This window comes from Isoptericola variabilis 225, from assembly GCF_000215105.1.
Taxonomy (GTDB): domain Bacteria; phylum Actinomycetota; class Actinomycetes; order Actinomycetales; family Cellulomonadaceae; genus Isoptericola; species Isoptericola variabilis_A.
This window is the reverse complement of the sequence record NC_015588.1, coordinates 709555-726463: the sequence shown is the minus strand read 5'-3', so window position 1 is coordinate 726463 and position 16909 is coordinate 709555. Positions and strand designations below refer to the sequence as shown.

Annotated in this window: 27 protein-coding genes; all 27 read right to left on the bottom strand. The window is 68.5% G+C overall.

Translation table 11 applies throughout. The annotated features are described in order from the left end of the window. Positions 1-2: 2 nt before the first annotated feature. Positions 3-560 carry an adenylate kinase gene (locus ISOVA_RS03410; RefSeq protein WP_041295091.1) on the bottom strand — a complete coding sequence of 186 codons (558 nt, stop codon included), beginning with the start codon at positions 558-560 and terminating at the stop codon, positions 3-5. A 107-nt stretch (positions 561-667) separates the two neighbouring features. Then, on the bottom strand, positions 668-1966 hold the full coding sequence (gene secY / locus ISOVA_RS03405; RefSeq protein WP_013837858.1) for a preprotein translocase subunit SecY: 1299 nt from the start codon (positions 1964-1966) through the stop codon (positions 668-670). A gap of 303 nt (positions 1967-2269) precedes the next feature. After that, entirely contained in the window at positions 2270-2749 is a 480-nt protein-coding gene (gene rplO, locus ISOVA_RS03400; protein ID WP_013837857.1) for a 50S ribosomal protein L15, read from the bottom strand. 3 nt (positions 2750-2752) lie between these two features. Then, on the bottom strand, positions 2753-2935 hold the full coding sequence (gene rpmD / locus ISOVA_RS03395) for a 50S ribosomal protein L30 (protein WP_013837856.1): 183 nt from the start codon (positions 2933-2935) through the stop codon (positions 2753-2755). Further along, complete coding sequence (rpsE, locus tag ISOVA_RS03390) at positions 2935-3609, bottom strand: 30S ribosomal protein S5 (protein WP_013837855.1); 675 nt, start codon at positions 3607-3609, stop codon at positions 2935-2937. The genes rpmD and rpsE overlap by 1 nt, the downstream gene beginning before the upstream one ends. A 34-nt stretch (positions 3610-3643) precedes the next feature. Next, complete coding sequence (rplR, locus tag ISOVA_RS03385) at positions 3644-4015, bottom strand: 50S ribosomal protein L18 (protein WP_013837854.1); 372 nt, start codon at positions 4013-4015, stop codon at positions 3644-3646. Beyond that, the gene (gene rplF / locus ISOVA_RS03380; protein WP_013837853.1) at positions 4015-4551 is read right to left on the bottom strand and encodes a 50S ribosomal protein L6; all 537 of its coding nucleotides are present in this window, start codon (positions 4549-4551) and stop codon (positions 4015-4017) included. Before rplF ends, rplR begins: the two co-directional genes overlap by 1 nt. 19 nt (positions 4552-4570) lie before the next feature. Next, positions 4571-4969 (bottom strand): 30S ribosomal protein S8, encoded by a 399-nt coding sequence (gene rpsH, locus ISOVA_RS03375; RefSeq protein WP_041294762.1) that lies wholly within the window; start codon positions 4967-4969, stop codon positions 4571-4573. Between the two features lie 74 nt (positions 4970-5043). After that, entirely contained in the window at positions 5044-5229 is a 186-nt protein-coding gene (locus ISOVA_RS03370) for a type Z 30S ribosomal protein S14 (RefSeq protein WP_013837851.1), read from the bottom strand. Position 5230: 1 nt separating this feature from the next. Further along, positions 5231-5803, bottom strand: a complete 573-nt coding sequence (gene rplE, locus ISOVA_RS03365; protein WP_013837850.1) for a 50S ribosomal protein L5 — start codon at positions 5801-5803, stop codon at positions 5231-5233. Continuing rightward, positions 5803-6144 (bottom strand): 50S ribosomal protein L24, encoded by a 342-nt coding sequence (gene rplX, locus ISOVA_RS03360; protein ID WP_013837849.1) that lies wholly within the window; start codon positions 6142-6144, stop codon positions 5803-5805. Before rplX ends, rplE begins: the two co-directional genes overlap by 1 nt. A gap of 2 nt (positions 6145-6146) precedes the next feature. Further along, on the bottom strand, positions 6147-6515 hold the full coding sequence (gene rplN, locus ISOVA_RS03355; protein WP_013837848.1) for a 50S ribosomal protein L14: 369 nt from the start codon (positions 6513-6515) through the stop codon (positions 6147-6149). Between the two features lie 128 nt (positions 6516-6643). Beyond that, the gene (gene rpsQ, locus ISOVA_RS03350; protein ID WP_013837847.1) at positions 6644-6940 is read right to left on the bottom strand and encodes a 30S ribosomal protein S17; all 297 of its coding nucleotides are present in this window, start codon (positions 6938-6940) and stop codon (positions 6644-6646) included. A gap of 7 nt (positions 6941-6947) precedes the next feature. Then, positions 6948-7187: a 50S ribosomal protein L29 gene (rpmC, locus tag ISOVA_RS03345; protein WP_013837846.1), complete on the bottom strand. Its 240-nt coding sequence runs from the start codon at positions 7185-7187 to the stop codon at positions 6948-6950. Next, entirely contained in the window at positions 7187-7606 is a 420-nt protein-coding gene (gene rplP, locus ISOVA_RS03340; protein ID WP_013837845.1) for a 50S ribosomal protein L16, read from the bottom strand. The genes rpmC and rplP overlap by 1 nt, the downstream gene beginning before the upstream one ends. A 3-nt stretch (positions 7607-7609) precedes the next feature. Continuing rightward, the gene (gene rpsC / locus ISOVA_RS03335; protein WP_013837844.1) at positions 7610-8440 is read right to left on the bottom strand and encodes a 30S ribosomal protein S3; all 831 of its coding nucleotides are present in this window, start codon (positions 8438-8440) and stop codon (positions 7610-7612) included. After that, positions 8440-8808 carry a 50S ribosomal protein L22 gene (rplV, locus tag ISOVA_RS03330; RefSeq protein WP_013837843.1) on the bottom strand — a complete coding sequence of 123 codons (369 nt, stop codon included), beginning with the start codon at positions 8806-8808 and terminating at the stop codon, positions 8440-8442. Before rplV ends, rpsC begins: the two co-directional genes overlap by 1 nt. A 43-nt stretch (positions 8809-8851) precedes the next feature. Next, positions 8852-9133 carry a 30S ribosomal protein S19 gene (gene rpsS / locus ISOVA_RS03325; RefSeq protein WP_013837842.1) on the bottom strand — a complete coding sequence of 94 codons (282 nt, stop codon included), beginning with the start codon at positions 9131-9133 and terminating at the stop codon, positions 8852-8854. Between the two features lie 15 nt (positions 9134-9148). Then, positions 9149-9985, bottom strand: coding sequence for a 50S ribosomal protein L2 (gene rplB / locus ISOVA_RS03320; protein WP_013837841.1), 837 nt, complete (start codon positions 9983-9985; stop codon positions 9149-9151). Between the two features lie 31 nt (positions 9986-10016). After that, positions 10017-10319: a 50S ribosomal protein L23 gene (rplW, locus tag ISOVA_RS03315; RefSeq protein WP_013837840.1), complete on the bottom strand. Its 303-nt coding sequence runs from the start codon at positions 10317-10319 to the stop codon at positions 10017-10019. Further along, a complete protein-coding gene (gene rplD / locus ISOVA_RS03310) occupies positions 10316-11023 on the bottom strand; it encodes a 50S ribosomal protein L4 (RefSeq protein WP_013837839.1) in 708 nt (235 codons plus the stop codon). The genes rplW and rplD overlap by 4 nt, the downstream gene beginning before the upstream one ends. A gap of 5 nt (positions 11024-11028) precedes the next feature. Further along, positions 11029-11682, bottom strand: a complete 654-nt coding sequence (rplC, locus tag ISOVA_RS03305; RefSeq protein ID WP_013837838.1) for a 50S ribosomal protein L3 — start codon at positions 11680-11682, stop codon at positions 11029-11031. Between the two features lie 14 nt (positions 11683-11696). Further along, the gene (gene rpsJ, locus ISOVA_RS03300; protein ID WP_013837837.1) at positions 11697-12005 is read right to left on the bottom strand and encodes a 30S ribosomal protein S10; all 309 of its coding nucleotides are present in this window, start codon (positions 12003-12005) and stop codon (positions 11697-11699) included. Positions 12006-12490: 485 nt separating this feature from the next. Continuing rightward, complete coding sequence (tuf, locus tag ISOVA_RS03295) at positions 12491-13687, bottom strand: elongation factor Tu (RefSeq protein WP_013837836.1); 1197 nt, start codon at positions 13685-13687, stop codon at positions 12491-12493. Between the two features lie 126 nt (positions 13688-13813). Beyond that, complete coding sequence (gene fusA, locus ISOVA_RS03290; RefSeq protein ID WP_013837835.1) at positions 13814-15916, bottom strand: elongation factor G; 2103 nt, start codon at positions 15914-15916, stop codon at positions 13814-13816. 115 nt (positions 15917-16031) lie between these two features. Then, positions 16032-16502, bottom strand: coding sequence for a 30S ribosomal protein S7 (gene rpsG, locus ISOVA_RS03285; protein WP_013837834.1), 471 nt, complete (start codon positions 16500-16502; stop codon positions 16032-16034). After that, positions 16502-16876, bottom strand: a complete 375-nt coding sequence (gene rpsL, locus ISOVA_RS03280; protein ID WP_013837833.1) for a 30S ribosomal protein S12 — start codon at positions 16874-16876, stop codon at positions 16502-16504. The genes rpsG and rpsL overlap by 1 nt, the downstream gene beginning before the upstream one ends. Positions 16877-16909: the final 33 nt, after the last annotated feature.

Genomic DNA, 16909 nt, shown 5'->3' with positions numbered 1-16909 from the left:
GCTCAGCCCAGCTGCGTGGCGAGCGCCTCGACGATGCGGTCGGTGACCTCGTCGATCTCGCCGATGCCGTCGACGCGCGCGAGCAGGCCGCGCTCCGCGTACGCCGCGGTCAGGGGCGCCGTCTGCTCGTCGTAGATGTCAAGACGACGCGCGATCGCCTCGGGGGTGTCGTCCTCGCGGCCCTCGACCTCGGCGCGCTTGGCGATCCGGGCGAGGAGCTCGTCGCGGTCGGCGGTGAGCTCGATGACGCCGTCCAGCTCCCAGCCCATGTCGGCCAGGATCTGGTCGAGCGCCTCCACCTGGTGCGCGTTGCGCGGGTAGCCGTCGAGCAGGAACCCGCTCTTGACGTCGTCGGCCGACAGCCGGTCGCGGACCATCGCGTCCGTGATCTCGTCCGGCACGAGCTCGCCCTTGGCCGAGTACTCCTGCGCCTGGCGCCCGAGCTCGGTGCCCTCCTTGATGTTGGCGCGGAAGATGTCGCCCGTGGAGATGGCGGGGATGCCGAAGAGCTCGGCCAGGCGTGCCGCCTGCGTGCCCTTGCCGGCGCCCTGCGGGCCCATGATCACCAGCCGGGTGACGCGCGCCTCGGCGCCGGGCGTGCCGTGGAGCTCCCGGCGCGTCGTCGGGGTGGTGGTCGGGGCGGCCGCGGTCGTTCCGGTCGTCTCGGTCAACGGAGGAACCCTTCGTAGTGACGTTGTTCGAGCTGGGCGTTGACCTGCTTCACGAACTCCAGGCCCACGCCGACGATGATGAGGATCGACGTCCCGCCGAACGGGATCTGCAGCGTCACGCCGAGCATCACCAGGACGAGCGTCGGGATGAGCGCGACGAGCGCCAGGTACAGCGAGCCGGCGGACGTGATGCGCGTGATCACGTAGTCGAGGTACTCGGCCGTCGGGCGCCCGGCGCGGATGCCGGGGATGAAGCCCCCGTACTTCTTCATGTTGTCCGCGACCTCGTCCGGGTTGAACGTGATCGACGTGTAGAAGAAGGCGAAGAAGACGATCATCAGGACGTACAGCGCGATGTACAGCGGCTGGTCCTGGAGCGCCAGGTTCTGCGAGATCCACAGGACCCAGCCGGCCGTCTGGTCGCCGAACTGGGCGATGAGGCCCGGGATCGCGAGGATCGACGCGGCGAAGATGACCGGGATGACGCCCGACATGTTGATCTTGATCGGGATGTAGGTGCTGCTGCCGCCGTACATCCGGCGTCCGACCATGCGCTTGGCGTACTGCACGGGGATGCGGCGCTGCGACTGCTCGACGAAGACGACCAGGCCGATGACCAGGACGATGACGAGCAGCATGACGACGAAGTTGAAGACGCCGTTCGCGCCGCCCGCGATCGACCAGAGGGCCGTCGGGAAGCTCGCGGCGATCGACGTGAAGATGAGGAGCGACATGCCGTTGCCGACGCCGCGCTCGGTGATGAGCTCGCCGAGCCACATGACGAGGCCCGTGCCCGCCGTCATAGTGATGACCATGAGGAGCGCGGTCATGAACGAGTCGTCCGCGATGACGTCGACGGCGCAGCCCGGGAAGAGCAGGCCGGAGCGCGCGGTCGTGATGATCGTCGTCGACTGCAGGATCGCGAGACCGATCGTCAGGTAGCGCGTGTACTGCGTCAGCTTCGCCTGACCCGACTGGCCCTCCTTGTGCAGGGCCTCGAACCGCGGGATCACGACGCGCAGGAGCTGCGTGATGATGCTCGCGGTGATGTAGGGCATGATGCCCAGCGCGAAGATCGACAGCTGCAGCAGCGCGCCGCCGCTGAAGACGTTGATGAGACCGAGCAGCGACGTGCTGTCCGCCATGCCGGCGACGCACTGCTGGACGTTGCCGTAGTCCACGCCGGGGGTCGGGATGAACGACCCCACGCGGAAGATCGCCATGATCGCGATCGTGAACAGCAGCTTGCGCCGCAGGTCCGGTGTCCGGAAAGCCCGGCCGAATGCGCTGAGCACCTATCCTCCTGGCCCGCCGAGGCGGGTTGTCGTGTCGCCGGGGCACCCCGACGAGGCTGGCACGCCGCGCCCCGCGGGCCGGTGCCCGCGGTCCGCGCCGTGCCGACGCGGTCGTCGGTCCGACCGGGCGCTGCCCGGCGGTCGCCGCACCTGGCCGTGCGGCCGGACCGTGACGGATTCTACGTGCCTCCGGGACGTGATCCAGACCACGTCCGGCGACGGGGCCCGTCCGGCGGGTGCCGGACGGGCCCGGGAAGCACGCAGGGCCGGCAGCGCGTGCGCGCCACCGGCCCTGTGCGGACGTCAGTCCTCCGAGACCGAGCCGCCGGCCGCCAGGATCTTCTCCTTGGCGGAGCCGGAGACCGCGTCGACCGCGATGTCCAGCTTGACGTCGATCTCGCCCGTGCCGAGCACCTTCACCGGCTGACCCTTGCGGACCGCGCCCTTGGCGACGAGGTCCTCGACGGTGACGGAGCCACCCTTCGGGTACAGCGCGGCGAGCTTGTCCAGGTTAACGACCTGGTACTCGACGCGGAACGGGTTCTTGAAGCCGCGAAGCTTGGGCAGCCGCATGTGCAGCGGCATCTGCCCACCCTCGAAGCCCTGCGAGACCGTGTTGCGAGCCTTCGTACCCTTGGTACCGCGGCCCGCGGTCTTGCCCTTCGACGCCTCACCGCGACCCACGCGGGTCTTGGAGGTCTTGGCGCCGGGAGCCGGACGCAGGTGGTGGACCTTCAGCGGCTGCGCCGCCTTCTGGTCGTTCTGCTCGGCGTTGTCGACCATGGGTTACTCGACCTCCTCGACGGTGACGAGGTGCGCCACCGTGGCGACCATGCCGCGGATCTCCGGGCGGTCCTCCTTCACGGCGGTGTCGCCGATCCGCTTGAGGCCGAGGGTCCGCAGCGTGTCGCGCTGGTTCTGCTTGCCGCCGATGGCGGACTTGACCTGGGTGACCTTCAGTCGAGCCATCACGCACCCACCTTCTCGCCGGCCTTCTCGGCCGCCTTGTCGGCGAGGCCGGCAGCCTGCGCGCGCAGGAGCGCGGCCGGGGCCACGTCCTCGAGCGGCAGACCGCGGCGCGCGGCCACGGCGGCCGGCTCCTCGAGGCCCTTGAGGGCCGCGACGGTCGCGTGCACGATGTTGATCGAGTTCGACGAGCCGAGCGACTTGCTGAGCACGTCGTGGATGCCGGCGCACTCCAGCACGGCGCGCACCGGACCACCGGCGATCACACCGGTACCCGGCGAGGCCGGACGCAGGAACACGACGCCGGCGGCCTCCTCACCCTGGACCGGGTGCGGGATGGTGCCCTGGATGCGCGGGACGCGGAAGAAGTTCTTCTTCGCCTCCTCGACACCCTTGGCGATCGCCGCGGGCACCTCCTTGGCCTTGCCGTAGCCGACACCGACGGTGCCGTCGCCGTCGCCCACCACGACCAGCGCGGTGAAGCTGAAGCGGCGACCGCCCTTGACGACCTTGGCGACGCGGTTGATCGTCACCACGCGCTCGACGAAGGCGTTCTTCTCGGCGGCCGCGTCTCCGCGACGGCCGCCCTGACGGTCGTCGCGCCGGTTGGAGCGGCGGCCGTCGTTCTTGGACTCGTTGGCGCCCTGAGGGGCGCCGGTGCGCTGCCCTGCAGCCATCAGAGGATCCTCATCTTCCGTGCGAACGTGGTCATCACAGCGCCAGACCGCCTTCGCGGGCGCCGTCGGCGACCGCAGCCACCCGACCGTGGTACTTGTTGCCGCCGCGGTCGAAGACCACGGACTCGACGCCGGCCGCCTTGGCACGCTCCGCGACCAGCTCGCCGACCCGGCGGGCCTTGGCGGTCTTGTCGCCGTCGAACGCACGCAGGTCGGCCTCGAGGGTCGAGGCGGAGGCGACGGTCTTGCCGACCGTGTCGTCCACGACCTGCGCCACCATGTGGCGCGAGGAACGGGTCACGACGAGGCGAGGACGCTCCGCGGTGCCCTTGATCTTCTTGCGCAGGCGAAGGTGGCGGCGCTGACGAGCGACGGCCTTGCCCTTGCCCAGAACCTTGAGAGCCATCACTTACCAGCCTTTCCGACCTTGCGGCGGACGACCTCGCCGGCGTAGCGCACACCCTTGCCCTTGTAGGGCTCGGGCTTGCGGATCTTGCGGATGTTCGCTGCGACCTCGCCGACCTGCTGCTTGTCGATGCCGGTCACCGAGAACTTCGTCGGGCTCTCGACGGTGAAGGCGATGCCCTGCGGCGGGGTGACCGTGACCGGGTGCGAGAAGCCGAGGGCGAACTCGAGGTCGCTGCCCTTGGCCGTCACGCGGTAACCGGTGCCGACGATCTCCAGCTTCTTCTCGTAGCCCTCGGTCACACCGGTGATGATGTTGGCCAGGAGGGTACGGGTCAGGCCGTGCAGCGCACGGGACGAGCGCTCGTCGTCGGGACGGCGGACCACGAGGGTGCCGTCCTCCTGCGCGACCGTGATGGGGGCGGGCACCGTGTGCTCGAGGGTCCCCTTGGGGCCCTTGATCGTCACGAGCGCACCGCTGATGGTGACGTCCACGCCGGCCGGGACCGGAACGGGGAGCTTGCCGATTCGAGACATGGCGTGTCTCCTTTCCGGATTACCAGACGTAGGCGAGGACTTCCCCGCCGACGCCCTTGGCCTGGGCCTGCTTGTCGGTCAGGAGGCCGGAGGACGTGGACAGGATCGCCACGCCGAGGCCGCCCAGGACCTTGGGCAGGTTGGTGGACTTCGCGTACACGCGCAGGCCGGGCTTCGAGATGCGGCGCACGCCGGTCAGGGCGCGCTCGCGGCTCGGGCCGTACTTGAGCGTCAGGGTGAGGTTCTTGCCCACCTTCGCGTCCTCGACGCTCCAGCCGGCGATGTAGCCCTCGGCCTGCAGGATCTCCGCGATGTGCGACTTCAGCTTCGAGTACGGCATGGTCACCGTCTCGTGGTGCGCCGAGTTCGCGTTGCGCAGACGCGTCAGCATGTCTGCGATCGGGTCGGTCATCGTCATTGGGCTCTAGCCCTTCCTCGCCGGGGTATCCGGGCGGTGCGTCGTGCACCGCCCGGACCTGCGGCGTAGTTGTTTTACCAGCTGCTCTTGGTGACGCCGGGGAGCTCGCCGCGGTGGGCCATCTCCCGCAGGCAGATGCGGCAGAGGCCGAACTTGCGGTAGACCGAGTGCGGGCGGCCGCACCGCTGGCACCGGGTGTAGGCGCGAACCGCGAACTTCGGCTTGGCGTTCGCCTTGTTGATCAGGGCCTTCTTCGCCATGTCAGTTCTCCTTGAAGGGGAAGCCGAGACGGCGCAGCAGGGAGCGGCCCTCGTCGTCGGTCGTCGCCGTCGTCACGATCGTGATGTCCATGCCGCGGACGCGATCGATCTTGTCCTGGTCGATCTCGTGGAACATCGACTGCTCCGTCAGACCGAACGTGTAGTTCCCGTGGCCGTCGAACTGCTTGGGCGACAGGCCGCGGAAGTCGCGGATGCGCGGCAGCGCGATCGACAGCAGGCGGTCGAGGAACTCCCACATGCGGTCGCCCCGGAGGGTGACGTGCGCACCGATCGGCATGCCCTCGCGCAGCTTGAACTGCGCGATGGACTTGCGGGCCTTGGTGACCTGCGGCTTCTGACCGGTGATCGCGGTCAGGTCGCGGATCGCGCCCTCGATGAGCTTCGAGTCCTTGGCGGCGTCACCGACACCCATGTTGACGACGATCTTCGTCAGACCGGCGACCTCGTGGACGTTCGAGTGGCCGAACTCCTCGCGGAGGGCCGGGAGGATCTCCTCGCGGTACTTCTGCTTGAGGCGCGGCAGGGCCGGGGCCTCGACAGTGGTCTCGGTCATCAGATGTCCTTCCCGGAACGCTTGGCGTAGCGCACGCGGACCGTGCGGGTACGGCCGTCACGCTCGACCTGCTCGGTGCGGAAACCGACGCGCGTGGGCTTCTTGGTCTCCGGGTCGACCAGCATCACGTTGGACACGTGGATCGGCGCCTCGACCGTCTCGATGCCACCCGTGCGGGTGCCGCGAGCCGTCTGGCCGGCCTTGACGTGCTTCGTGACGCGCTGGACACCCTCGACCACGACGCGGTCGGAGTCCGTGAGGACCTCGAGCACGCGGCCCGTCTTGCCCTTGTCGCGACCGGCGATGACGATCACCTGGTCGCCCTTCTTGATCTTCGCCATGGTCAGAGCACCTCCGGGGCCAGCGAGATGATCTTCATGAACCGCTTGTCGCGCAGCTCACGGCCGACCGGGCCGAAGATACGGGTGCCGCGAGGCTCGCCGTCGTTCTTCAGGATCACGGCGGCGTTCTCGTCGAACTTGATGTAGGAACCGTCAGGACGGCGGCGCTCCTTGGCGGTCCGGACGACGACCGCCTTGACGACGTCGCCCTTCTTCACGTTGCCGCCCGGGATCGCGTCCTTGACGGTGGCGACGATGGTGTCGCCGATACCGGCGTAGCGGCGACCCGACCCACCGAGAACGCGGATGCAGAGGATCTCCTTGGCACCCGTGTTGTCGGCGACCCGAAGTCGCGACTCCTGCTGGATCATCGATTGATCTCCTGTCGTCGAGCTGGTTCTCGTCCCGATGGGTACCGGGCGAGCCTGGCCGAACGGATAGTTGCTGTGTGCGCCGTGGCGGGCCGCATACGTGTGTCACGGCCCGCCACGGCCGAAGGTCACTTGGCCTTCTCGAGGATCTCCACGAGTCGCCACCGCTTGGTCGCGGACAGCGGGCGGGTCTCCATGATGACGACCAGGTCGCCGATGCCGGCGGTGTTCTGCTCGTCGTGCGCCTTCACCTTGTTGGTGCGGCGCATGACCTTGCCGTAGAGGGGGTGCTTCACGCGGTCCTCGACCTCGACGACGATGGTCTTCTCCATCTTGTCGCTGACGACGTAGCCGCGGCGCACCTTGCGCGTGCCGCGCTCGGTCGCCTGCTCGACGCCGGCAGCCGTGTTCGTGTTGTCGCTCATCGGTGCCTCACTCACTCACGCTCGGGGCCGTACGGATGCCGAGCTCGCGCTCGCGGAGGATCGTGTAGATCCGCGCGATGTCGCGCTTCACGGCCTTGAGCCGGCCGTGGGACTCCAGCTGGCCGGTGGCGGCCTGGAAGCGGAGGTTGAAGAGCTCTTCCTTCTGCTCCTTGAGCTTCGCGACGAGCGTCTCGTCGTCGAAGCCGTCCAGGTCGGCAGGGGCCAGGCCCTTGGTTCCGACTGCCATCAGTTCGCACCACCCTCGCGCACCACGAAACGGCACTTCATCGGGAGCTTGTGGATCGCGCGGCGCATGGCCTCACGAGCCAGCGGCTCCGGGACACCGGCCAGCTCGAAGACGATGCGGCCGGGCTTGACGTTGGCGACCCACCACTCGGGCGAGCCCTTGCCGGAACCCATGCGGGTCTCGGCGGGCTTCTTGGTCAGAGGACGGTCCGGGTAGATGTTGATCCAGACCTTGCCGCCACGCTTGATGTGGCGGGTCATCGCGATACGCGCAGCCTCGATCTGACGGTTCGTGACGTAGGCAGGCTCGAGGGCCTGGATGCCGTACTCGCCGAACGCGATCGTGGTGCCACCCTTCGCCGCGCCGGAGCGCGACGGGTGGTGCTGCTTGCGGTGCTTGAGCCTGCGGGGGATCAGCATGACTCAGGCCTCCGTTCCGGACTCGGGGGCCGCGGCCTGCTCGGCCGGGGCCGCGTCGGAGCCGGCGGCCTCGGCCGGCCGGTCCTGACGCTCGGTACGCTCCGGACGACGACCGCCGCGGCGCTCCCCACGCTCGCCACCGCGACCACGACCCTGACGGGGCGCGGCGGCGGCCTGCTGCGCGGCGAACTCCTTCTCGGTGATGTCGCCCTTGTAGATCCACACCTTCACGCCGATGCGGCCGAAGGTGGTGCGGGCCTCGAAGAAGCCGAAGTCGATGTTCGCGCGCAGCGTGTGCAGCGGCACACGACCCTCGCGGTAGAACTCCGAACGGCTCATCTCGGCGCCGCCGAGGCGGCCCGAGACCTGCACGCGGATGCCCTTCGCACCGGCGCGCTGCGCGGACTGGATGCCCTTGCGCATGGCGCGGCGGAAGGAGACGCGGCTCGCGAGCTGCTCGGCGATGCCCTGCGCGACGAGCTGCGCGTCGATCTCCGCGTTCTTGACCTCGAGGATGTTGAGCTGGACCTGCTTGCCCGTGAGCTTCTCGAGCTCGCCGCGGATGCGGTCGGCCTCGGCACCACGGCGGCCGATCACGATGCCCGGGCGCGCCGTGTGGATGTCCACGCGGACGCGGTCACGGGTGCGCTCGATCTCGACCTTGGAGATGCCGGCCCGCTCGAGACCGGTGCTCATGAGCTTGCGGATCTGGACGTCCTCGCGGACGTAGTCGCGGTACCGCTGACCGGGCTTGGTGCTGTCGGCGAACCAGCGCGACCGGTGGTCGGTGGTGATGCCGAGGCGGTACCCGTGCGGGTGAACCTTCTGCCCCACTATCGGGCCCCTTCCTTCTGCTCACGCGGTGCGACGACCACGGTGATGTGGCTGGTGCGCTTGAGGATCCGGCTCGCACGTCCCTGCGCCCGCGGGCGGAACCGCTTGAGGGTCGGGCCCTCGTCCACGTACGCCTCCGCGACGAAGTAGTCCGACTCGTCGAAGCGCTCGCTCGCGCGGTCGGCCTTCACCCGGGCGTTCGCGACGGCGCTCTCCACGACCTTGCGGACGGGCTCGCTCGCCGCCTGCGGCGCGAACTTCAGCACCGCGACGGCCTCGGAGGCCTGCTTGCCACGGATGAGGTCCACGACGCGCCGGGCCTTCTGGGGCGTGACACGGACGAACCGCGCCTGCGCCTTGGCTTCCATTGCTGTCCTGCTTCCTTTTCTCAGACCGTCAGGTCCGCGCCGCTCAGCGGCGACGGCCCTTCTTGTCGTCCTTCACGTGGCCGCGGAAAGTGCGCGTGGGCGCGAACTCGCCGAGCTTGTGGCCGACCATCGACTCGGTCACGAAGACCGGGACGTGCTTGCGGCCGTCGTGCACGGCGAAGGTGTGGCCGAGGAAGTCGGGCGTGATGACCGACCGACGGGACCAGGTCTTGATGACGTTCTTGGTCCCCTTCTCGTTCTGGGCGTCCACCTTCTTCTGCAGGTGGTCGTCGACGAAGGGGCCCTTCTTCAGGCTACGAGGCATCTGTCAGGCTCCTTATCAGCGCTTCTTGCCGGTGCGACGACGGCGGACGATCAGCTTGTCGCTCGGCTTGTTCGGACGGCGGGTGCGGCCCTCGGGCTGGCCCCACGGGCTGACCGGGTGACGACCACCGGAGGTCTTGCCCTCACCACCACCGTGCGGGTGGTCGATCGGGTTCATGGCGACGCCGCGCACGGTCGGGCGGACGCCCTTCCAGCGCTTGCGGCCGGCCTTGCCCCAGTTGATGTTCGACTGCTCGGCGTTGCCGACCTCGCCGACCGTCGCGCGGCAGCGCAGGTCGACGTTGCGGATCTCGCCGGACGGCATGCGCAGCTGGGCGTACGGGCCGTCCTTCGCGACGAGCTGCACGGACGAACCGGCCGAGCGGGCGATCTTCGCGCCGCCGCCGGGACGCAGCTCGACGGCGTGGATGACCGTACCGGTCGGGATGTTGCGCAGCGGCAGGTTGTTGCCGGGCTTGATGTCGGCGCCGGCACCGGCCTCGACGACGTCACCCTGCGACAGCTTGTTCGGCGCGATGATGTAGCGCTTCGTGCCGTCCGCGTAGTGCAGGAGCGCGATGCGCGCCGTGCGGTTCGGGTCGTACTCGATGTGCGCGACCTTCGCCGGCACCCCGTCCTTGTCGTGGCGACGGAAGTCGATCACGCGGTAGGCGCGCTTGTGCCCGCCGCCCTTGTGACGCGTCGTGATGCGACCGGAGTTGTTCCGGCCACCCGTCTTCGACAGCGGCCGGACCAGAGACTTCTCCGGCTGCGAGCGCGTGATCTCGACGAAGTCGGCGACGCTCGAGCCGCGGCGGCCGGGCGTCGTCGGCTTGTACTTACGGATTCCCATGGAAGTTGTCCTCGATCTGCTCTCGTCCGGCTCAGCCGACCGGACCGCCGAAGATGTCGATCGTGCCCTCGCGGAGGGTGACGACCGCACGCTTCGTGTCCTTGCGCTTGCCCAGGCCGTAGCGCGTGCGGCGCGTCTTGCCCTTGCGGTTGATCGTGTTCACCGAGGCGACCTTGACGCCGAAGACCTGCTCGACCGCGATCTTGATCTCGGTCTTGTTGGCCCGCGGGTCCACGACGAAGGTGTACTTGCCCTCGTCGAGAAGGTTGTAGGACTTCTCGGAGACGACCGGCGCGATCAGGATGTCGCGCGGGTCCTTCGTCACGGCGGTCACTTGGTGGCCTCCTCGGTGGTCTCGGCCTCGACGGCCTCGCTCTCCGTGGCGACGGCCTTCACCGACTTGCCCGTGGCCGGGCCGGCCAGGAACGCGGCGAGCGCGCCCTGCGTGAAGACGACGTCGTCGGCGACGAGCACGTCGTAGGTGTTGAGCTGGTCCGCGGGGAGCAGGTGGACCCGCTCGACGTTGCGGAGCGACTTGATCGTCAGCTCGTCCGTCCGCTCGGTCACCACGAGCACGTGCGTGCGGTCGGTCAGCGCCTCGAGCGTCGCGACCGCCGTCTTGGTCGACGGCGCGCCGTCCAGGCCGAAGCCCTCGACGACGTGCACGCGACCGGCGCGGGCGCGGTCGGACAGAGCGCCGCGGAGCGCGGCGGCCTTCATCTTCTTCGGGGTGCGCTGGTCGTACTTGCGCGGCTGCGGGCCGTGGACGGTGCCACCGCCGGCGAACTGCGGGGCGCGCGTCGAACCCTGGCGGGCGCGGCCGGTGCCCTTCTGCTTGTACGGCTTCTTGCCACCGCCGCGGACGTCGCCGCGGGTCTTGGTGGCGTGCGTGCCCTGGCGGGCCGCGGCGCGCTGCGCGACGACCACCTGGTGGATCAGCGGGACGTTGGTGACGACGTCGAACACCTCGGCGGGGAGCTCGGCGGTGCCGGCCTTCTTGCCCGTGGCGTCGAGCACGTCGACGGTCTGGTTAGCCATTGGTGTCACGCACCCTTCGCAGCGGTACGCACGAGGACGACGCCGCCCTTGGGACCGGGGACCGCGCCCTTGACGAGCAGCAGACCCTTCTCGGCGTCGACCGCGTGGACGGTCAGGTTCTGAACGGTCTTGCGGGCGTTGCCCATGCGACCGGCCATGCGCAGGCCCTTGAACACGCGCGACGGCGTCGAGGCGCCACCGATCGAGCCCGGCTTGCGGTGGTTGCGGTGCGCACCGTGCGAGGCACCCACGCCGGCGAAGCCGTGACGCTTCATGACACCGGCGGTGCCCTTGCCCTTGGTGGTGCCGACGACGTCGACCACGGCGCCCGCCTCGAAGGCGGCGGCGGTGATCTCCTGGCCGAGCGTGTACTCGGTCGCGTCGGAGGTGCGGACCTCGGCCACGTGGCGGCGCGGCGTCACGCCGGCCTTCTCGAAGTGGCCCTTGAGCGGCTTGGTGACCTTGCGCGGGTCGATCTGGCCGGCGGCGAGCTGGACTGCCGCGTAGCCGTCGGCGTCGGCCGAGCGGACCTGCGTCACCACGTTGGTGGGGACGGCCACGACGGTGACGGGCACGAGGCGGCCGGCGTCGTCCCACAGCTGCGTCATGCCGAGCTTGGTGCCGAGCACCGCGGTCACGTTCTTCTGCTGGTTGGTCATGATCTCTTCCAGCCTCAGAGCTTGATCTCGATGTTCACGTCGGCCGGCAGGTCGATGCGCATCAGCGAGTCGACGGCCTTCGGCGTGGGGTCGATGATGTCGATCAGCCGCTTGTGCGTGCGCATCTCGAAGTGCTCACGGCTGTCCTTGTACTTGTGAGGCGACCGGATGACGGTGAAGACGTTCTTCTCCGTCGGCAGCGGCACCGGGCCCACGACCGTCGCACCAGCGCGAGTGACCGTGTCGACGATCTTGCGCGCCGAGCTGTCGATCACCTCGTGGTCGTAGGACTTGAGCCGGATGCGGATCTTCTGTCCCGCCATGGCGTCGTCTGACTCTCTCTCTCGAACCGCTACTGTCCGACCCCCGCGCTCGGGCGTGTCGCACTGGGCGACGTACCCGGGCGCGCGCACACCTACCCGGTGGGGGCCGTTGGATGTGGGCCGCATCGCGGACCACGACGTTTGTCCAGCCTGCCGAGACATGTGTCCCACGGGGCGCTCGTGCGTGTCGACAGCAAGCCCCGCGCCTCCCCCAACCAAGGAGGAGGACCGCTCCAGGCGTGCGGCCCGAGGGGCCGGCGCACGCGCTGCGGTGCTACACACTGTTCGACACGAGAAAGAACGCGCCCGTGACAGGCAACCGGACCATCTTGCCACATGGTTCCGCGGGATTCCAAGCCGGGGCCCGTGTGACCCTGGATACCTCGCCCGTCCCCCACGCACCGAGGCCCGGACCCCTGTCGGGCCCGGGCCTCGATGACGTGTCGGACGGAGCTCAGCTCCCGAGGTCCGCAGTGATCAGGAGATCACTTGAGGATCTTGGTGACACGGCCGGAACCGACCGTGCGGCCACCCTCGCGGATGGCGAAGCCGAGGCCCTCCTCCATGGCGATCGGCTGGATCAGCTCGACCGTCATCTCGGTGTTGTCGCCCGGCATGACCATCTCGGTGCCCTCGGGCAGCGTGATGACGCCGGTGACGTCCGTCGTCCGGAAGTAGAACTGCGGACGGTAGTTCGAGTAGAACGGGTTGTGACGGCCGCCCTCGTCCTTGCCCAGGATGTAGACCTGCGCCTCGAACTGCGTGTGCGGGGTGATCGAGCCCGGCTTCACGACGACCTGGCCGCGCTCGACGTCCTCGCGCTTGATGCCGCGCAGGAGCAGACCGGTGTTGTCGCCGGCCTGGGCCTGGTCCATCTGCTTGTGGAACGTCTCGATACCGGTGACCGTCGTCTTCTGCGGCGGGCGGATGCCGACGATCTCGACCTCGGAGTTGATGTCGAGCGTGCCGCGCTCCACCTTGCCGGTGACGACGGTGCCACGACCGGTGATCGTGAAGACGTCCTCGATCGGCATGAGGAACGGCTTGTCGAGCTCTCGGACCGGCTCGGGGACGTTCTCGTCCACGGCCTCCATGAGCTCAAGGATCTTCTTGGTCCACTCGGGGTCGCCCTCGAGGGCCTTGAGGCCGGACACGCGCACGACCGGCGCGTTGTCGCCGTCGAACTCCTGCGACGACAGCAGCTCGCGGACCTCCATCTCGACGAGCTCGAGGATCTCCTCGTCGTCGACCATGTCGGCCTTGTTCAGCGCGACCAGCAGGTAGGGAACACCCACCTGGCGGGCGAGCAGGACGTGCTCGCGCGTCTGGGCCATCGGGCCGTCGGTGGCCGCGACCACGAGGATGGCGCCGTCCATCTGCGCCGCACCCGTGATCATGTTCTTGATGTAGTCGGCGTGACCCGGCGCGTCGACGTGCGCGTAGTGCCGCTTCGGCGTCTCGTACTCGATGTGCGCGATGTTGATCGTGATGCCGCGCTGCTTCTCCTCCGGCGCGGCGTCGATCTCGTCGAAGTTGCGCTGCACGTTCGCCGGCAGGTCCGGGTACGTGTCGGCGAGCACCTTCGAGATCGCGGCGGTCAGCGTCGTCTTGCCGTGGTCGACGTGACCGATCGTGCCGATGTTGACGTGCGGCTTGGTCCGCTCGAACTTGGCCTTAGCCACTGGGGTCCTCCTGGGACTTGGGTAGATGTTCCGAACGTAGCGAGTGTCGGCCGATCAAGCCTAACCCTCGGGGCGTTGCGGTTTCCTACAGGTTGATGGTTGTGCTGGTCGTCGACCTGTGGGGACTCACTCGCCCCGGGTCTTCTTGATGATCTCGTCAGCGACGGCCTTGGGAACCTCGGCGTAGCTGTCGAACTGCATCGAGTACACGGCGCGGCCCTGCGTCTTCGAACGCAGGTCACCGATGTACCCGAACATCTCGCTCAACGGTACCTGGGCGCGCACGACCTTGACGCCCGTCGCGTCCTCCATGGACTGGATGAGTCCACGACGCGAGTTGAGGTCGCCGATGACGTCGCCCATGTACTCCTCGGGCGTCCGCACCTCGACGGCCATCACGGGCTCGAGCAGGACCGGGTCGGCCCGCTTCATGCCCTCCTTGAACACCATGGAGCCGGCGATCTTGAACGCCATCTCCGAGGAGTCCACGTCGTGGTACGCGCCGTCGATGAGCGTCGCCTTGACGCCCACGACCGGGAAGCCGGCGAGGACACCCTGCTGCATGGCCGCCTGGATACCGGCGTCCACCGACGGGATGTACTCGCGCGGGATGCGACCACCGGTGACCTCGTTGACGAACTCGTAGAGCTCGCCCTCCGTGGTGTCCAGCGGCTCGAAGGTCACCTGGACCTTCGCGAACTGGCCGGAGCCGCCGGTCTGCTTCTTGTGCGTGTACTCGACCTTCTCCGCGGTGCGGCGGATGGTCTCGCGGTACGCGACCTGCGGCTTGCCGACGTTGGCCTCGACCTTGAACTCGCGGCGCATGCGGTCCACGAGGATGTCGAGGTGGAGCTCGCCCATGCCGCCGATGACGGTCTGGCCCGTCTCCTCGTCGAGCTTGACGCGGAAGGTCGGGTCCTCCTCGGCGAGCTTCTGGATGGCCGTCGAGAGCTTCTCCTGGTCGGCCTTCGTCTTCGGCTCGATCGCGACGTCGATGACGGGCTCGGGGAAGGTCATCGACTCGAGCACGATCGGGTGGGCCGGGTCGCACAGGGTGTCGCCCGTGGTGACGTCCTTGAGGCCGATGAAGGCGTAGATGTGACCCGCCTGGGCCTCGGGGACCGGGTTCTCCTTGTTCGAGTGCATCTGGAAGAGCTTGCCGATGCGCTCGCGCTTGCCCTTGGTCGTGTTGAGGACCTGGGCGCCCTGCTCGACCTTGCCCGAGTAGACGCGGACGTAGGTGAGCTTGCCGAAGAACGGGTGCGTCGCGACCTTGAACGCGAGGGCCGAGAACGGCTCCGACGCGTCGGCATGGCGCTCGAGGACCTTCTCCTCGTCCTTGACGTCGTGGCCCTGGACGGGCGGGACGTCGAGCGGCGACGGGAGGTAGTCGATGACGGCGTCGAGCATGGGCTGGACGCCCTTGTTCTTGAACGCCGAGCCGCACAGCACCGGGAAGGCCTCGGAGTTGACGGTGAGCTTGCGGATGCCCGCCTTGATCTCGTCGACCGTGATCTCCTCGCCGCCGAGGTACTTCTCGAGCAGCTCCTCGTCCGCCTCCGCGACGGCCTCGACGAGCTCGTTGCGGTACTCCTCGGCGCGCTCCTGCAGCTCGGCCGGGATCTCCTCGACGTCGTACTTCTCGCCCAGCTTCGTCTCGCCGTGCCAGACGAGGGCCTTCATCTGGACCAGGTCGACGACACCGATGAAGTCGTTCTCGGAACCGATCGGGAGCTGGATGACGAGCGGCTTGGCCTTGAGGCGCTCGACGATCGTCTTGACGGTGAAGTAGAAGTCCGCACCCAGCTTGTCCATCTTGTTGACGAAGCAGATGCGCGGGACGTCGTACTTGTCCGCCTGGCGCCACACGGTCTCGGACTGGGGCTCCACGCCCTCCTTGCCGTCGAAGACGGCGACCGCGCCGTCGAGCACGCGCAGCGAGCGCTCGACCTCGACGGTGAAGTCCACGTGGCCCGGGGTGTCGATGATGTTGATCTGGTTGTTCTTCCAGAAGCACGTCGTCGCGGCGGACGTGATCGTGATGCCGCGCTCCTGCTCCTGCTCCATCCAGTCCATCGTCGACGCGCCGTCGTGCGTCTCACCGATCTTGTAGTTCACACCGGTGTAGTACAGGATGCGCTCGGTGGTGGTGGTCTTGCCGGCATCGATGTGGGCCATGATGCCGATGTTGCGGACCTTCTTCAGGTCGGTCAGCACGTCGAGTGCCACGGTGTCTTACCCCTCGGGTCAGTGGGTCGTCAGGAACCGGTGCCGGAGGTCCGGCCCCCGGCCGGCTCCGGATCCGCGGACGGCCCCGGGGGGGACCCGGGGCCGTCCGAGCGCATCACCAGCGGTAGTGCGCGAAGGCCTTGTTCGACTCGGCCATCTTGTGCATGTCCTCGCGGCGCTTGACCGCGGCACCGAGGCCGTTCGAGGCGTCGAGGATCTCGTTCATGAGGCGCTCGGTCATCGTCTTCTCGCGACGGGCGCGCGAGAAGTCGGTGAGCCAGCGCAGCGCGAGCGTCGTCGAGCGCGCCGGGCGCACCTCGACGGGGACCTGGTAGGTCGCGCCACCGACGCGGCGCGAACGCACCTCGAGCGCCGGGCGGACGTTCTCGAGCGCGCGCTTGAGCACGACGACCGGGTCCTGGTCCGTCTTGGCACGGACGCCCTCGAGGGCGCCGTAGACGATGGACTCGGCGGTGGACTTCTTGCCGTCGAGCAGCACCTTGTTGATGAGCTGCGTCACGACGGGCGACCCGTACACCGGGTCGACGATGAGCGGCCGCTTGGGGGCCGGACCCTTACGAGGCATCAGGCCTTCTCCTTCTTCGCGCCGTAGCGGCTCCGCGCCTGCTTGCGGCCCTTGACGCCCTGCGTGTCGAGCGCGCCGCGGACGATCTTGTAGCGGACGCCGGGGAGGTCCTTCACACGACCACCGCGCACGAGCACGATCGAGTGCTCCTGCAGGTTGTGGCCGACGCCGGGGATGTACGCGGTGACCTCGGTACCGGAGGAGAGCTTCACACGCGCGACCTTGCGGAGCGCCGAGTTCGGCTTCTTGGGGGTGGTGGTGTACACACGGGTGCACACGCCGCGCCGCTGCGGGGAACCCTTGAGGGCCGGGGTCTTCGACTTCCCGGCCTTCGAGGTCCGGCCCTTGCGGACGAGCTGCTGGATCGTAGGCACTACGTCTCCGTCGTCTCTCGAGCTCACGAGGGC

Coding starts and splice junctions, on each gene's coding strand:
- ISOVA_RS03410 (WP_041295091.1), bottom strand. CDS start 560: ATGGGCCCGCAGGGCGCCGGCAAGGGCACGCAGGCGGCACGCCTGGCC.
- rplO (WP_013837857.1), bottom strand. CDS start 2,749: ATGGTCGACAACGCCGAGCAGAACGACCAGAAGGCGGCGCAGCCGCTG.
- rpmD (WP_013837856.1), bottom strand. CDS start 2,935: ATGGCTCGACTGAAGGTCACCCAGGTCAAGTCCGCCATCGGCGGCAAG.
- rpsE (WP_013837855.1), bottom strand. CDS start 3,609: ATGGCTGCAGGGCAGCGCACCGGCGCCCCTCAGGGCGCCAACGAGTCC.
- rplR (WP_013837854.1), bottom strand. CDS start 4,015: ATGGCTCTCAAGGTTCTGGGCAAGGGCAAGGCCGTCGCTCGTCAGCGC.
- rplF (WP_013837853.1), bottom strand. CDS start 4,551: ATGTCTCGAATCGGCAAGCTCCCCGTTCCGGTCCCGGCCGGCGTGGAC.
- rpsH (WP_041294762.1), bottom strand. CDS start 4,969: ATGACGATGACCGACCCGATCGCAGACATGCTGACGCGTCTGCGCAAC.
- ISOVA_RS03370 (WP_013837851.1), bottom strand. CDS start 5,229: ATGGCGAAGAAGGCCCTGATCAACAAGGCGAACGCCAAGCCGAAGTTC.
- rplE (WP_013837850.1), bottom strand. CDS start 5,803: ATGACCGAGACCACTGTCGAGGCCCCGGCCCTGCCGCGCCTCAAGCAG.
- rplX (WP_013837849.1), bottom strand. CDS start 6,144: ATGGCGAAGATCAAGAAGGGCGACCAGGTGATCGTCATCGCCGGTCGC.
- rplN (WP_013837848.1), bottom strand. CDS start 6,515: ATGATCCAGCAGGAGTCGCGACTTCGGGTCGCCGACAACACGGGTGCC.
- rpsQ (WP_013837847.1), bottom strand. CDS start 6,940: ATGAGCGACAACACGAACACGGCTGCCGGCGTCGAGCAGGCGACCGAG.
- rpmC (WP_013837846.1), bottom strand. CDS start 7,187: ATGGCAGTCGGAACCAAGGGCCTGGCCCCTGCCGACCTGGACGGCTTC.
- rplP (WP_013837845.1), bottom strand. CDS start 7,606: ATGCTGATCCCCCGCAGGCTCAAGCACCGCAAGCAGCACCACCCGTCG.
- rplV (WP_013837843.1), bottom strand. CDS start 8,808: ATGGAAGCCAAGGCGCAGGCGCGGTTCGTCCGTGTCACGCCCCAGAAG.
- rpsS (WP_013837842.1), bottom strand. CDS start 9,133: ATGCCTCGTAGCCTGAAGAAGGGCCCCTTCGTCGACGACCACCTGCAG.
- rplB (WP_013837841.1), bottom strand. CDS start 9,985: ATGGGAATCCGTAAGTACAAGCCGACGACGCCCGGCCGCCGCGGCTCG.
- rplD (WP_013837839.1), bottom strand. CDS start 11,023: ATGGCTAACCAGACCGTCGACGTGCTCGACGCCACGGGCAAGAAGGCC.
- rplC (WP_013837838.1), bottom strand. CDS start 11,682: ATGACCAACCAGCAGAAGAACGTGACCGCGGTGCTCGGCACCAAGCTC.
- rpsJ (WP_013837837.1), bottom strand. CDS start 12,005: ATGGCGGGACAGAAGATCCGCATCCGGCTCAAGTCCTACGACCACGAG.
- rpsG (WP_013837834.1), bottom strand. CDS start 16,502: ATGCCTCGTAAGGGTCCGGCCCCCAAGCGGCCGCTCATCGTCGACCCG.